Here is a 13,795-nt window from a genome sequence, read left to right on the forward strand (position 1 = left end):
AAGGCGTGGTCAACTCAATATTCGAAAGGCGTTCCCCGGTCGCGCCCCTTCAGTCCGCGCACAGCATCGCTGCAATACGACATCAACCCATCCAGGTAGGGCGTCAGTTTCACCACTTCGATCAATTCCAGCGCCTGCGCGGCGGCATGCCGGATGGCTTGCCATTCGATACGGTAAAAAATTTCCTGGTCATGGCAGAGAAAAGCTGTTTCCGGCAGCGAGTCACATAACGCCCAAACCTGCTGAAGTTGAGCCCGAACGTCATGAGGCATCGCACTGCCACACACTGTGAGCACCTCATTGACCGGCAACATTGACGCTGACCACACCTCACAGGCCGGACAATCCGGGATCGTATTTCGCTGCACATCAGCGCTCGATGCCAGGACTGTCAGGCCCTCAATGGCTTCGCAAACCGAGAGAACGCGTTTGTGTTCATCTTGCCCATACCATTCCCACAGCGTGGTGGAGAACGCCATCGTCAACTCCAGAGACTGAACCGTTGTTCATTCATCACTTGTAATCGCATGCCACTCAAACGCCCAAGAGCCGCTTCGTGGTCGCCATCGCCGTGTCCAGCGACTGCCCGGTCCGTTGCAGTTTGTTCAACAGGCTCGCCCCCAGCCACAGCTGATAGAGAGTCTCCGCGAGTTGCCGGGCATCGTCGTCGGGCAGGCATTGATCGGCCTGGCCCTGCTCGATGCAAGTGGTGATGCGAGCCACCACTCGCTCGGCGCCATCGCGCAAGGTCAGGCGCATGGCTTCGGACAGATCGGCCACCTCGGCACTGAGCTTCACTACCAGACACTCGTCACCGTGCCCTTCCAGCGTGCAGCGGTCCTGCCAGCCCTGCCAGTAATCCATCAGTCGCTCGCGGGCATTCAGGTCGGGCAGCGTCAGGCGTCGCTCCATGTCGGCCAGGTAACAGACGAAGTAGTCCTCGAGCAGCGCCTGGCCATACAGCTCTTTGGATTTGAAGTAGTGATAGAACGACCCTTTGGGGACGCCAGCGGTTTGCAGGATCTCGTTCAGGCCGACACTGGTGAAGCCCTTTTCGGCCATCATCCGGTGGCCGGTGTCGAGCAGGTGTTGGCGGGTGTCGTCGTAGGTCGGTTTCATCGGGGCGCAGATTACCAGGCAATAGACCAGTCGTTTAACTCGAAGGAACGGGAGTTTGCCACACCGGTCCATGAAAAACATGCGGATAAAAAATTACTAGACGACTGGTCTAATTGGAAACTATGCTGCGCCCCGACCAACCTTCTCCCCGGTGTTGATTGCGTGCGAATTCCTCGCACAGCCACGACACCCGACCCACCCAAGGTGCTCTATGAAAATCTTGATGGTTCTGACTTCCCACGATCAACTCGGCAATACCGGCAAGAAAACCGGCTTCTGGCTCGAAGAGTTCGCCGCGCCCTACTACGCCTTCAAGGACGCCGGCGCCGATATCACGCTGGTTTCCCCTGCCGGCGGCCAGCCACCGCTTGATCCCAAAAGCGACGAACCTGACGCCCAGACCGCCGAAACCGACCGCTTCCGCAAGGATTCGGCGGCGCAACAGGCGCTGGCGAACACCGGGCGCCTGGCCGAAGTCAGCGCCTCAGATTTCGATGCAGTGTTTTATCCAGGTGGCCACGGCCCGCTCTGGGATCTGGCCGAAGACAAGCACTCGATTGCCCTGATCGAAGCCTTCGCCCGCAGCAACAAGCCTCATGGTTTCGTTTGCCATGCCCCGGGGGTTCTGCGGCATGTGCTCGGCGCCGACGGCAAACCCTTGGTCAAGGATCGTGACGTCACCGGTTTCACCAATTCCGAAGAAGCGGCGGTCGGTCTGACGGATGTGGTGCCGTTCCTGGTCGAAGACGAGTTCCAGCATCTCGGCGCGCGGTATTCCAAAGTGGCTGACTGGCAAGTGCACGTGGTGGCCGATGGGAAACTGGTCACTGGCCAGAACCCTGCCAGCTCCGCCGCTGTCGCCGAGAAACTGTTGAAGCTGCTCGGCTGACGCTTTCAGCCGTCATCCATCCGGACGCCGTGCGCGTGTTGCACGGCGTCTTTTTTTGGCCCGACAACTAGTCGACTGGTCTAATAAATCCCGATCAAGGCACATCCATGAATCACAGCAGTTTCTTCAAACCCGCCACTTTGGGTCGTCACACCCTGAAAAACCGCATTGTCCTGCCGCCCCTCACCCGCCAGCGCAGCACACAGCCGGGCAACGTTGCCAATGAGTTGATGGCCGAGTATTACCAGCAGCGCGCGGGCGCCGGTCTGCTGGTGACCGAGGGCACCCAGATCGAACCCCGGGGCCAGGGTTACGCCTGGACACCGGGCATTCACACACCCGAGCAGATTGCCGGGTGGCGCAAAGTCACTGAAGCAGTGCACGCCAGAGAGGGCGTGATCTTCGCCCAGCTCTGGCATGTGGGGCGCGTGTCCCATACAGCTCTGCAACCCGACGGTGCCGCACCGGTTTCGGCCTCTGCGGTGGCCACCGACCGGGTCAGCGTGTTCATCGAAACCGCGCCCGGCGCCGGCGCCCTGGTGCCACCGTCCGCCCCTCGCGCACTGACCACCGATGAAGTGCAGGAACTGGTTCAGCTGTACATCCAGGCCGCACGCAATGCGATGGAAGCAGGTTTCGACGGCATCGAACTGCACTGCGCCAACGGCTATCTGGTGAACCAGTTCATCTCGGCCCACAGTAATCTGCGCACCGACCAGTACGGTGGCTCGCTGCACAACCGCCTGCGCTTTTTGCGTGAAGTGGTGTCCGGTGTTGCCGAGTGCATCGGTCGTGAAAAAGTCGGTGTGCGCTTCGCCCCGCTGTTCACCACCACCGACGAGGCGCGCACCTACCTGGGCATGGTTGAGGAAGATCCGCACACCACTTACATCGAAGCGATCAAGGTGCTGCAGGACGTGGGCATTGCCTATCTGTCCATCGCCGAAGCCGACTGGGACGATGCCCCGGCGATGCCACTCACGTTCCGCCAGGCAGTGCGCGACACCTTCAGCGGCGCGATCATTTACGCCGGCCGTTACACCGCAGAATCCGGTACGCAGTTGCTGGATTCCGGGCTGGCGGATTTCGTGGCCTTCGGCCGTCCGTTCATGGCCAACCCGGACCTGCCTGCGCGCATCGCCAATGACTGGCCGCTGAATTCACTGAATCCGGCCACGGTCTACGGTGGCAATGCCGAAGGGTATGTGGACTACCCCGAGTACGCGTGATGACTGCCGATTATCGGTAAGGCGCAACGCCCGCCCGTTCAGCACCGCTCACACTGGCAGTGGTGAACGGGAACTGTCGCCGGGAGCTTTCCTTGCCATCCGGTTCCGCCCTGTAGTCTTCGCCTGGTACAGCGCCTGATCTGCCGTCTCGATCAGCGCTTGTACCACTGCCAGTTCGGGACCGGCCGCCGCGGTGACGCCGATACTGACCGTCACCCGACCGAACGGGCTCGCCGGATGAGCAATGTGCGCTTGCGTCAGTCGCTCCAGAATCAGTTGCGCCACGACCGCCGCCCCCTCGCCATCGGTGTCGGGCATGATGATCGCCACCTCTTCCCCGCCGTAGCGCGCCACCAGATCCGACGGTCGCCGCACACAGGTCTCAAGTACTTTCCCCACCCGTTGCAGGCAGGCGTCCCCGGCAACATGCCCCTGGGAATCGTTGAACAGCTTGAAGTAGTCGATATCGATCATCAGCAAGGCCAGCGAAACCCCGTCCCGCTGAGCCCGGCGTGCTTCCATGGCCAGTGTTTCATCGAAACAGCGGCGATTGGCGAGGCCGGTCAGCGCATCCTTCATCGCCAGCAATTCCAGCTGCCGGTTTGAACCGAGCAACTGTTGTTGAGTGAGCCGCAACTCCCCTTCCACCTGAGTCCGCCGACGTATATCGAGAATGAGAAACCAGCCGATCACGCCAGTGAGCCCCAGCAACGATGCGACCACCACGATCGACAGCAGCGCCTCCAGTCGCCACGCCGCCAATGCTTCGCGCTTGCCGAGCGCGACCGTGGTGATCAGCGGCAGCTTTTCACTCTTGCGAAACGCGTAGAGCCGCTCCACCCCGTCGAGGCTGGACGTGAAGGAAGCGGTGCCCACCGATTGGTCCACCAGGTACTTCGCATAAATGGGCGACTTGGAGAAATTGCGCCCCATGTCCTGTTCGCGGAAGGGATATCGCACCAGCAGCGTACCGTCGGTGTAGGACAGACCGATGGCGCCTTCCTGCCCCACGTCGAGCTTGCCGAACAGTCGCAGGAAGTTCTCGACCCCCAGGGTGACCGCCACCACGCCGGCGAACTCTCCGCGCGCGTCATTGAAGCGGCGGCTGACAGTAATCACCCACTCCTGATTCGAGCGGCTACGGATGGGCGGGCCGATGAAGGGCTCGCGGGAAGGATCGTCACGGTGATGGATGAAATAGTCCCGGTCACTGCTGTTGACCCCGGCCGGAATCGGTCGGTTGGAGGACATCAGCCAGTGGCCGCGATTATCGTAAACGGTGATGCCACTGAGCTGCGGCATCAGCGGCTGCTGACGGTTGACCAGCGCATTCAACCGTTCGATCTGCGCGGGGCCGCTGCCCTCGGTTTCCAGACGCTCGACGAGCCCGAGCAAGAGCAGCGAGCTCTGTCGGACGATGCCTTCGGAATAGGTTGCCAGCGCCTGGGTCAGGTTCAACCCGTGGACGTTCACCTCGTCCAGCGCCCGCTCCCGAGAGCCCAGCACCTTCCAGATGGTCAGCGACGCCAGGGAGCAGCCGATCATCAACAGCAACAGCATCACGAGGTGGGTATCACGCTTCACATCAGTACCTTTTGGAAAGTCCGTTTTCCGTCACGGCCGTTGTCGGACCGGGGCAACAACAGCGACCGTATGTCCCGGGCCGCGCAGGATACAAGCAGTCCATCGAAGGCGCAGCAACGGCGTGTCAGGCCCTCGATGAACTGTTCGCTGATCGGCCGGTTCGATGAAAAAACCGGACCCCAAAGGACTTTTTTGCCGCTAGACGATTTTCAGGGACTTGAGAATGACCAGCGATTGCTCGGCAAATGCCTCGGCCTGCTCGGTCAGTTCGGCAATGTTTTCTTCGGCAGTCGTGAGGGCCTTGCCGTCCTTGAGCAGGCCTTCACCCTGGCCGCCGATGATGCCCCACGCCAGAAGCGCCCACTCGGCCGGGTGCTTTTTGCCTTGTTTGATCGATATCAGGAACAGTTGCTGGAAGCGACTGACCGTCACGCCACCACCGGTCACCGGGCTGGCCAGGACCTGGATCTTGTGATCGAACAGCGAGCGTCTGCACAGTTGCAGATTGAGGGTGTTGCAGGTTGTCTGCACCAGTTTCTCGGCCGTTTCACTCTGGCATGGTGCCACGGCGCCCATACCGATCAACACGTTGATCGCCTGCACCAGATCGCCATAACTCAATGAAGGCGAGGCTTCCAGCAAGTGGCGCAAGGTTTTCGGTACATACGCGTCGTCCGCCAGCGCATCCAGCACCGGGCCGTAAATTTCCGCCTGCAACGTGGCTGAGCCTGCGGGCCCCGTGACGCTGCCCGCTACGCTGTCGGCCAGTTGCAACAGGACAAAGCGGGTACTGAGCATGCGTTCGCGGTGCTCGCTGGTGGACAGCTTGTTCGCGCCGCGGATGTAAAGGTCCCGGCGGAAGTTCTGGTTGACGAAGTAATCACGCGCTTGCTCGCGCATGATCGGATGCTCGATGCCTTCCAGAAAGTCCATGCCTTCGGCGCTCAGGTTGAGCGGGTCCACCGAGTCCAGCGGCACGGCGGTTGTGGCGTAGTCGAGTTTGGCAGGTGCCAGGGCATCGACCACGTCGGTGAAGTACATGCAATTCCAGTCACGGTTGAAATACTCATGGGCGACGTACTGGCGATTCTGGCCTTTGATGCTCTGGAGCTTGGCGTCCAGATTCGGCGCCGAGTTGGCATAGTTGGGGTTGGCAGCCAGCAGGGCTTCGGAGAATTGCAGCGCGGCGTCGATCCGCTGATCCGGGCGAGCAGAAGTTTGCGTGGCAAAGCGGTCATGCAGGCTGAACAACTGACGCAGTGGCGCCAGCGGCGACCAGCCCGGGAAGCAGTTGTAGCTGATGTACACATGACCGCCCGGCTTGAGATGACGACGGACAAACTCGACGATCAACTTGTGATTGTCACGACTGACCCAGGTCCAGATGCCGTGCAGGCTGATGCTGTCGAACTGTGGCAGGTCATGGCGAGCCAGCAGTTGCTCGAAGCTGTCGTCATACAGCCGGGCATCACTGCCCCAGTCGGTTGCCAGCGCAATGGCATGGGCTGCCTGCCCGGGATGGAAATCCGTGCCGACGTAGCCTCCCGGATTGCCTGCCGCATGGATATTGATCGAGACACCCTGGCCAAAACCCAATTCGCAGTGATAACCGTCGGTACTCTCCAGCGTGGCAAAACCACGCAGCAACAAACAATAACGCTGGAAAACCGGATTGATCTCCCGGCTATACCCGTAGGTGTAGCCCTCGTCCGTGAAATAACCTTCGTTCCAGGCATTGCTCATGCGTGACACCCTTTTCATATCGAAAGTGAAAGCCGATCTTATAAGGGGTAGTCAGGACCAATCACAAGCGGAAAAACCGTGCCACGCAACCAGCCGTCATTGGTCAACCAATCACCCGCGCATACACCGACCGGTCGATGTTCCCGCCCGACAGGATCACCCCGACCTTTTTGCCCTGCATCCTTTCCCGTTCCTGAATGAGTGCCGCCAACGCGGCGGCGCCAGCACCTTCGGCGAGGTTGTGGGTGTCGGTGTAATACACGCGCATCGCCTCGGCGATTTCGTCCTCGCTGACTGCGACGATCCTTGTTGCGCCGGCGCCGTAGATATCGAACGCTTCAGCAATCGGTTTGCGTACGGCCAGGCCGTCGGCAAAGGTATTGGCGGAGGCGGTCTCGCAGATCGTTTTCGCCTCGAAGGACAACTTGGCGGCGGCCGCTTCCGTGGACACCACGCCCACCACCTGGGTATCCAGACCCAGCGCATCACGCGCGGCGATCACGCCGCAGATACCTGAGCCGCAACCGATCGGCACGTAGACGGTGTGCAGATCCGGCGCCGCGCTGAACAACTCCAGCGCATAAGTCGCCACGCCCTTGACCAGTTCGGTGTGGAATGGCGGTACCAGATAGAGCCCGTGTTCCAGCGCCAGACGTGCTGCTTCCTCACGGGCCTCATCGAAATCACGCCCGTACTCGACCACTTCGCCGCCAAAGCCGCGCATGGCGTTGTTCTTTTCCAGCGAGTTGCCCTGCGGCACGACGATCAACGCTTTCAATCCGACGGCACTGGCCGCCAGTGCCAGGCTCTGCCCGTGATTGCCGCGCGTCGCCGAGACAATGCCTTTGACGTTGGGATGTTCACGCCGCAGCCAGTGCATGAAGGTGATGCCGCCGCGCACCTTGAACGCGCCGGTCGGTGTGTGGTTTTCATGTTTGACCCACACCGTGCAGCCCAGCCGTTCGGCCAGCAACGGCCAGCGATACTGAGCGGTGGCCGGCATCACCTGGTAAACCTGACGGGCAGCGTGTTCGATGTCTTCGCGAGTGAGTGAATGCATGGGAATCTCCTTGTGCGTGGCCCCAGTCTAGGCACAGGCACATCACGTCGGCTTTCAAAAAACTGACCTGACTTTTGCGTCCGCACTTCACTACTATGGCGCTCATGAGCCATCGAAACCGCCAGCAGCCAGCCGTCGTCCCCGAACCGGTGCGTCGTATCGAGGCCGGCCCGTGGGCGATCGAATTGCTGCCCGGCGCCGCCTACGCGACGCGCTATGTGGCGGCGCAGTCGGCAATCGGTTTTGCCTTCGACAGCCAGCGCGGCGTACATGCCATCGGCAGCGACCGGGTGCGCCCCTTCGATGCCATGCCCAATGGTCTGGCGTTCGTACCCGTCGGCTGTGATGTGATGTCCGAGTCACCCATGGGCGGCGAATACCTGCGGGTGGTCCGCACCGACGGCATCGCGCTGGCAGGTGAGCAGGCGTTCAACAATCGCATCGATCCGCAGGCCATTGACCTCGCCTCGCGAATGCGCCGTGCGTTGTTGAATGCCTCAGTGGACGATGACTGGGAAACCTGGGCGCTCGCCTTGGCCGAGCGCGCCGAAGGCAAAGACACGCCGTCGCCCCAAGGCTCGATGACCGGCCGCCGAATGCGCCTGCTCGACGAGTTCATCGACGCCGGCCTCGACGGCCCGCTCGGCCTTCACACCATGGCGCAACTGCTGGAACTGTCCGAAGGCTATTTCATTCGTGCCTTCAAGCAGGCCACCGGCAAAAGCCCCCACAGCTACCTGATCGACCGACGCCTGGCCCGGGCTCGCGCATTAATGCGCGACTCCACGGCCAGCCTGTCGGAAATCGCCCTCGCCTGCGGTTTCAATTCCCAGGCACACATGACCAGTGCGTTCAAGCAGCGACTTGGCGTGAGTCCGGCGCAATTGCGCACAGGATCGCGTCACAATTCTTTCATCGGCAAAAAACGAAATCAGTGGTGAATTTTTTCGTGTCCACTTGTATCTGATCTGAAAGAAGCCGTGCCATCAAGGAGATGGCATCGGTCACGGCAAACCGCTCTGGCCCAAGCCTCTCCGGGCTTGCCGGTTTGCATAAAGACAGATCAGATGCAGAGTGAATCCCATGGAATCAAAGGAAAGCGTCAGCCCGATCCGACTGAAAGACATCACCATTGTCGACGACGCCAAGATGCGCAAAGCCATTACGGCCGCCGCGCTGGGCAATGCGATGGAGTGGTTCGACTTCGGCGTCTATGGCTTCGTTGCCTACGTGCTCGGCAAGGTGTTTTTCCCCGGTGCAGATCCCGGTGTGCAGATGATCGCTGCACTGGCGACCTTCTCGGTGCCGTTCCTGATCCGGCCGCTGGGCGGTCTGTTCTTCGGCGCACTGGGTGACAAGTACGGACGACAGAAAGTCCTGGCGGCGACCATCGTGATCATGTCGCTCAGCACCTTTGCCATCGGGTTGATCCCGTCCTATGCCTCGATCGGCATCTGGGCGCCGATCCTTCTGCTGCTGGCGAAAATGGCTCAAGGGTTTTCGGTCGGCGGCGAATACACCGGCGCCTCGATCTTCGTTGCCGAATATGCACCGGATCGCAAACGCGGGTTCCTCGGCAGCTGGCTGGACTTCGGCTCCATCGCCGGTTTTGTTCTCGGCGCGGGTGTGGTGGTGTTGATTTCCACGATCATCGGCGAAGAAAAATTCCAGGAATGGGGCTGGCGACTGCCGTTCTTCCTCGCCTTGCCGCTGGGCATGATCGGGCTCTACCTGCGCCACGCGCTCGAAGAAACCCCGGCGTTCCAGCAACACGTCGAGAAGCTTGAACAAGGCGACCGCGAAGGTCTGGCCAGCGGCCCGAAAGTGTCGTTCAAGGAGGTCGCGACCAAGCACTGGCGCAGCCTGATGACTTGCATCGGCGTGGTGGCGGCGACCAATGTCACCTACTACATGCTGCTCACCTACATGCCGAGTTACCTGTCGCACAACCTGCACTACAGTGAAAACCGCGGGGTGCTGATCATCATCGCGATCATGGTCGGCATGCTGTTCGTTCAGCCTGCGATCGGCTTCATCAGCGACAAGATCGGCCGTCGCCCCTTCATCATCTGCGGCAGTGTCGGTCTGTTCATCCTCGCGATTCCAGCGTTCATGCTGATCAACAGCGGCAAGATCGGCCTGATCTTTTCGGGCTTGCTGATATTGGCCGTGCTGCTCAATTTCTTCATTGGCGTCATGGCCTCGACGCTGCCGGCGATGTTCCCTACCCACATCCGTTACAGCGCGCTGGCCGGGGCGTTCAACGTCTCGGTACTGATCGCCGGCCTGACCCCGACCGTCGTGGCCTGGCTGGTGGAAGGTACCCAGAACCTGTACATGCCCGCCTACTATCTGATGGTGACTGCCGTGATCGGACTGATGACCGGGCTGACGATGAAAGAAACCGCGAACAAACCTCTGCGAGGCGCGGCACCGGCGGCTTCCGACATAGAGGAAGCGCGGGAGCTGTTGCAGGAGCACCACGACAACATCGAACAGAAGATCGAAGACATCGACGCCGAGATCGCCGAACTGCAAGCCAAACGCGAGCATCTGGCGCAGCAGCATCCGCGAATCGAATAACGATATAAGGCGTTGATCGGGCAACAGGGTGGAATTCAAACGCCCTTCTGTGGTGTTCTGTTCGTCAGGAGCCGGTCGTTTTTTCTGCCGGCTCACGCCCATTCAGCAGCTGACGATGAGGTTCGCTTCATGAGCAAAACGCCTTACGTACCACCCAGGGTCTGGACACACAGCGCGCCGTCCGGCGGCCAGTTCGCCAACATCAATCGCCCGATTGCCGGGCCGACCCACGACAAGGCATTGCCCGTCGGCAAGCACCCGTTGCAGCTGTATTCGCTGGCCACGCCCAACGGCGTCAAGGTCACCATCCTGCTCGAAGAGTTGCTGGCGCTGGGGCACACCGGGGCCGAATACGACGCCTGGTTGATCCGCATCGGCGAAGGCGATCAATTTTCCAGCGGCTTTGTCGAGATCAACCCGAACTCCAAGATCCCGGCGCTGCTGGATCGTGGTGTGGAGCCGGCGATCCGGGTTTTCGAGTCCGGCTCGATCCTGCTTTACCTCGCCGAAAAATTCGGCGCCTTCCTGCCCAGCGACATCGCCGGTCGCACTGAAACCCTGAACTGGCTGTTCTGGCAAATGGGCTCGGCGCCCTACCTGGGTGGTGGTTTCGGGCATTTTTACGCCTACGCGCCGGACAAGCTCGAATACCCGATCAACCGCTTCACCATGGAAACCAAGCGTCAGCTGGATGTGCTCGACCGGCGCCTGGCTGAAAACCCTTATCTTGCCGGTGACAACTACACCATCGCCGACATCGCGGTCTGGCCGTGGTACGGGCAACTGGTGCGCAACAATGTGTACGGGGCGGCCGAGTTCCTGTCGGCTCATGAATACACTCATGTCCAGCGCTGGGCCGAGGAGATCGCCAACCGGCCTGCGGTCATCCGTGGGCAACGCGTCAACCGTACCTGGGGCGATGAGGCGAGCCAGGTGCCGGAACGACATGAGGCTGCTGATCTGGGCTGAGCAACCCACGCAACCCGCACCCGATAACAAAAACCAAGGGGCACCCATCGTTCATGAACATTCTCTACGACGAGCAGGTCGACGGCGCCCTGCCGGACGTCGACAAAGCGGCGCTGTTGCAGGCACTGCACAGCCAGTGGCCGACGCTGGAAGTCCTGCATCAGCGCGAGGATCTCGCACCGTACGAATGTGACGGTTTGTCCGCCTACCGCACCGCGCCGTTGCTGGTGGTCCTGCCCCGGCATCTCGATGAGGTGCAGGGTGTTTTGCGAATCTGTCATGAGAGAAACGTGCCGGTGGTGGCCCGGGGTGCAGGCACCGGGTTATCCGGCGGGGCGTTGCCTCTGGAGAAAGGCGTGCTGCTGGTGATGGCGCGCTTCAACAACATCCTGCACATCGACCCCGACGCCCGCACGGCACGCGTTCAGCCCGGCGTTCGCAATCTGGCGATTTCCCAGGCCGCCGCTCCGTTCGGCCTGTATTACGCGCCGGATCCGTCCTCGCAGATCGCCTGCTCCATAGGCGGCAATGTGGCGGAAAATGCTGGCGGGGTGCATTGCCTCAAGTACGGCCTGACCGTGCACAACCTGCTCAAGGTCAAGATCCTGACCGTCGAGGGCGAACACCTCACGCTCGGCTCCGATGCGCTCGATTCCCCCGGTTTCGACTTGCTGGCACTGTTCACCGGTTCCGAAGGCCTGCTGGGCGTTATCACCGAGGTCACGGTCAAACTGCTGCCCAAACCTCAGACGGCCAAAGTCTTGCTGGCCGCATTCGACTCCGTGGAAAACGCCGGCCGCGCCGTGGCCGACATCATCGCCGCCGGGATCATTCCCGGAGGCCTGGAAATGATGGACAACCTGGCCATCCGCGCCGCCGAGGACTTCATCCACGCCGGCTACCCGGTGGACGCCGAAGCCATTTTGCTCTGTGAACTCGATGGCGTCGAAGCCGACGTCCACGATGACTGCATCCGCGTCCGCCAGGTGCTGGAGAACGCCGGCGCGACCGAAGTGCGTCAGGCCAGGGACGAGGCCGAGCGCGTGCGTTTCTGGGCCGGACGCAAGAATGCCTTCCCGGCCGTGGGGCGCTTGTCGCCAGACTATTACTGCATGGACGGCACCATCCCGCGCCGCGAACTGCCCGGCGTACTGCAAGCCATTGCGCAGTTGTCCGTCGAATACGGCCTGCGGGTGGCCAACGTGTTCCATGCCGGCGACGGCAACATGCACCCGTTGATTCTGTTCGACGCCAATCAACCCGGCGAGCTCGAACGCGCCGAAACCCTGGGAGGCAAAATCCTTGAGTTGTGCGTGAAGGTCGGCGGCAGCATCACCGGCGAGCACGGCGTGGGCCGGGAGAAAATCAACCAGATGTGCGCGCAGTTCAACAACGACGAGTTGACCCTGTTCCACGCCGTCAAAGCCGCGTTCGACCCCGGCGGTCTGCTCAATCCGGGCAAGAACATTCCGACCCTGCACCGCTGCGCCGAGTTCGGCGCCATGCATGTTCATGCCGGGCAATTGCCCTTCCCCGAGCTGGAGCGTTTCTGATGGTCCGAGAAAAGGATGTCGACGACAGCATCGCGCTGCTCAATCAGGTCAATCAGGCATTGCAGGACGCCACGCCACTGCGGATTCAGGGCGCCAACAGCAAGGCGTTTCTGGGGCGTATCGTCGCCGGAGAAATCCTCGACACCCGCACCCATCGCGGGATTGTCAGCTACGACCCGACCGAACTGGTGATCACCGCGCGTTGCGGCACACCGCTGAGCGAACTGCTGGCGGTGCTGGATGCTTCACAACAGATGTTGCCGTGCGAGCCACCGGCCTTCGCCGACGACGCGACGGTGGGCGGGATGATCGCCAGCGGACTGTCAGGCCCACGGCGCCCGTGGTCGGGGTCGGTGCGGGATTTCGTACTCGGCACGCGGATCATCACCGGCCACGGCAAGCATCTGCGCTTTGGCGGTGAAGTCATGAAAAACGTCGCCGGTTATGACCTGTCGCGGCTGATGGCCGGCAGTTACGGCTCGCTGGGGGTGATTACCGAAGTCTCGCTCAAGGTCCTGCCCAAACCGCGTGAGTGCCTGAGCATCAGCCTGGAAATGGACAGCGAGCGGGCCTTGCAGCGTATGGCCGAGTGGGGGCAACAGCCGCTGCCGATCAGCGCCGCCTGCCACGATGGGCAGCATCTGCACTTGCGTCTGGAGGGTGGCGAAGGCTCGGTGGCGGCGGCCCGTGATCGTCTCGGTGGTGAAATGCTCGATAGCGCTTATTGGTCAGATCTGAATGAACAGCGCCTGGATTTTTTTGATGAGGACCAGCCCCTGTGGCGCCTGTCGGTGCCGAACAACACCCCGCCGCTGGCCTTGGCCGGTGTACAAATGCTCGACTGGGGCGGCGCCCAGCGTTGGCTCAAATCAGGTGCTGAGGCGGCACTGATTCGCAAGGTGGTTTCGGCTGTTGGCGGGCATGCGACCTGCTACAGCCATGGCTTGATCGACGCGCCTTTCCATCCGTTGCCGCCCGCCCTCCTGCACTATCACCGTCGCCTCAAGCAACAACTTGACCCTCAGGGCATCTTCAACCCCGGTCGTCTGTACGCGGAGCTTTGAGC

Annotated in this window: 12 protein-coding genes; 7 read left to right on the forward strand and 5 right to left on the reverse strand. The window is 61.3% G+C overall.

Going from position 1 to position 13,795, the window contains the following annotated elements; genetic code table 11:
* Positions 1–14 precede the first annotated feature (14 nt).
* Together AC07N4_RS12050 and curR are read right to left on the reverse strand one after the other, a co-directional pair.
* The gene (locus tag AC07N4_RS12050; RefSeq protein WP_493066166.1) at positions 15–479 is read right to left on the reverse strand and encodes a hypothetical protein; all 465 of its coding nucleotides are present in this window, start codon (positions 477–479) and stop codon (positions 15–17) included.
* A 55-nt stretch (positions 480–534) separates the two neighbouring features.
* Entirely contained in the window at positions 535–1,119 is a 585-nt protein-coding gene (gene curR, locus AC07N4_RS12055) for a TetR family transcriptional repressor CurR (protein ID WP_493066165.1), read from the reverse strand.
* A 211-nt stretch (positions 1,120–1,330) separates the two neighbouring features.
* Between curR and AC07N4_RS12060 the strand changes: the two genes are divergently transcribed.
* Both AC07N4_RS12060 and AC07N4_RS12065 read left to right on the forward strand, forming a co-directional pair.
* Positions 1,331–2,008, forward strand: a complete 678-nt coding sequence (locus AC07N4_RS12060) for a type 1 glutamine amidotransferase domain-containing protein (protein WP_493066164.1) — start codon at positions 1,331–1,333, stop codon at positions 2,006–2,008.
* 107 nt (positions 2,009–2,115) lie between these two features.
* Positions 2,116–3,237: an alkene reductase gene (locus AC07N4_RS12065; protein WP_493066163.1), complete on the forward strand. Its 1,122-nt coding sequence runs from the start codon at positions 2,116–2,118 to the stop codon at positions 3,235–3,237.
* 48 nt (positions 3,238–3,285) lie between these two features.
* On the opposite strand, the gene AC07N4_RS12070 is transcribed toward AC07N4_RS12065, so the two are convergent.
* The 3 genes from AC07N4_RS12070 to AC07N4_RS12080 form a co-directional block, all read right to left on the reverse strand.
* The gene (locus AC07N4_RS12070) at positions 3,286–4,821 is read right to left on the reverse strand and encodes a sensor domain-containing diguanylate cyclase (protein WP_493066162.1); all 1,536 of its coding nucleotides are present in this window, start codon (positions 4,819–4,821) and stop codon (positions 3,286–3,288) included.
* Between the two features lie 198 nt (positions 4,822–5,019).
* On the reverse strand, positions 5,020–6,564 hold the full coding sequence (locus AC07N4_RS12075) for a methyltransferase regulatory domain-containing protein (RefSeq protein WP_493066161.1): 1,545 nt from the start codon (positions 6,562–6,564) through the stop codon (positions 5,020–5,022).
* A gap of 103 nt (positions 6,565–6,667) precedes the next feature.
* Positions 6,668–7,624, reverse strand: a complete 957-nt coding sequence (locus AC07N4_RS12080; protein WP_493066160.1) for a threonine dehydratase — start codon at positions 7,622–7,624, stop codon at positions 6,668–6,670.
* Between the two features lie 95 nt (positions 7,625–7,719).
* Between AC07N4_RS12080 and AC07N4_RS12085 the strand changes: the two genes are divergently transcribed.
* From AC07N4_RS12085 to glcE, 5 genes are all read left to right on the forward strand, one after another.
* The gene (locus AC07N4_RS12085) at positions 7,720–8,565 is read left to right on the forward strand and encodes a helix-turn-helix transcriptional regulator (protein ID WP_493066159.1); all 846 of its coding nucleotides are present in this window, start codon (positions 7,720–7,722) and stop codon (positions 8,563–8,565) included.
* 142 nt (positions 8,566–8,707) lie between these two features.
* A complete protein-coding gene (gene proP / locus AC07N4_RS12090) occupies positions 8,708–10,207 on the forward strand; it encodes a glycine betaine/L-proline transporter ProP (protein ID WP_192560490.1) in 1,500 nt (499 codons plus the stop codon).
* Between the two features lie 129 nt (positions 10,208–10,336).
* Positions 10,337–11,176, forward strand: a complete 840-nt coding sequence (gene yghU, locus AC07N4_RS12095; RefSeq protein WP_493066158.1) for a glutathione-dependent disulfide-bond oxidoreductase — start codon at positions 10,337–10,339, stop codon at positions 11,174–11,176.
* A 53-nt stretch (positions 11,177–11,229) separates the two neighbouring features.
* The gene (gene glcD / locus AC07N4_RS12100; RefSeq protein ID WP_493066157.1) at positions 11,230–12,729 is read left to right on the forward strand and encodes a glycolate oxidase subunit GlcD; all 1,500 of its coding nucleotides are present in this window, start codon (positions 11,230–11,232) and stop codon (positions 12,727–12,729) included.
* Positions 12,729–13,793 carry a glycolate oxidase subunit GlcE gene (gene glcE, locus AC07N4_RS12105; protein WP_493066156.1) on the forward strand — a complete coding sequence of 355 codons (1,065 nt, stop codon included), beginning with the start codon at positions 12,729–12,731 and terminating at the stop codon, positions 13,791–13,793. Before glcD ends, glcE begins: the two co-directional genes overlap by 1 nt.
* The last annotated feature ends 2 nt before the right edge of the window (positions 13,794–13,795 follow it).

The organism is Pseudomonas sp. GW821-FHT09E04 (genome assembly GCF_059416185.1).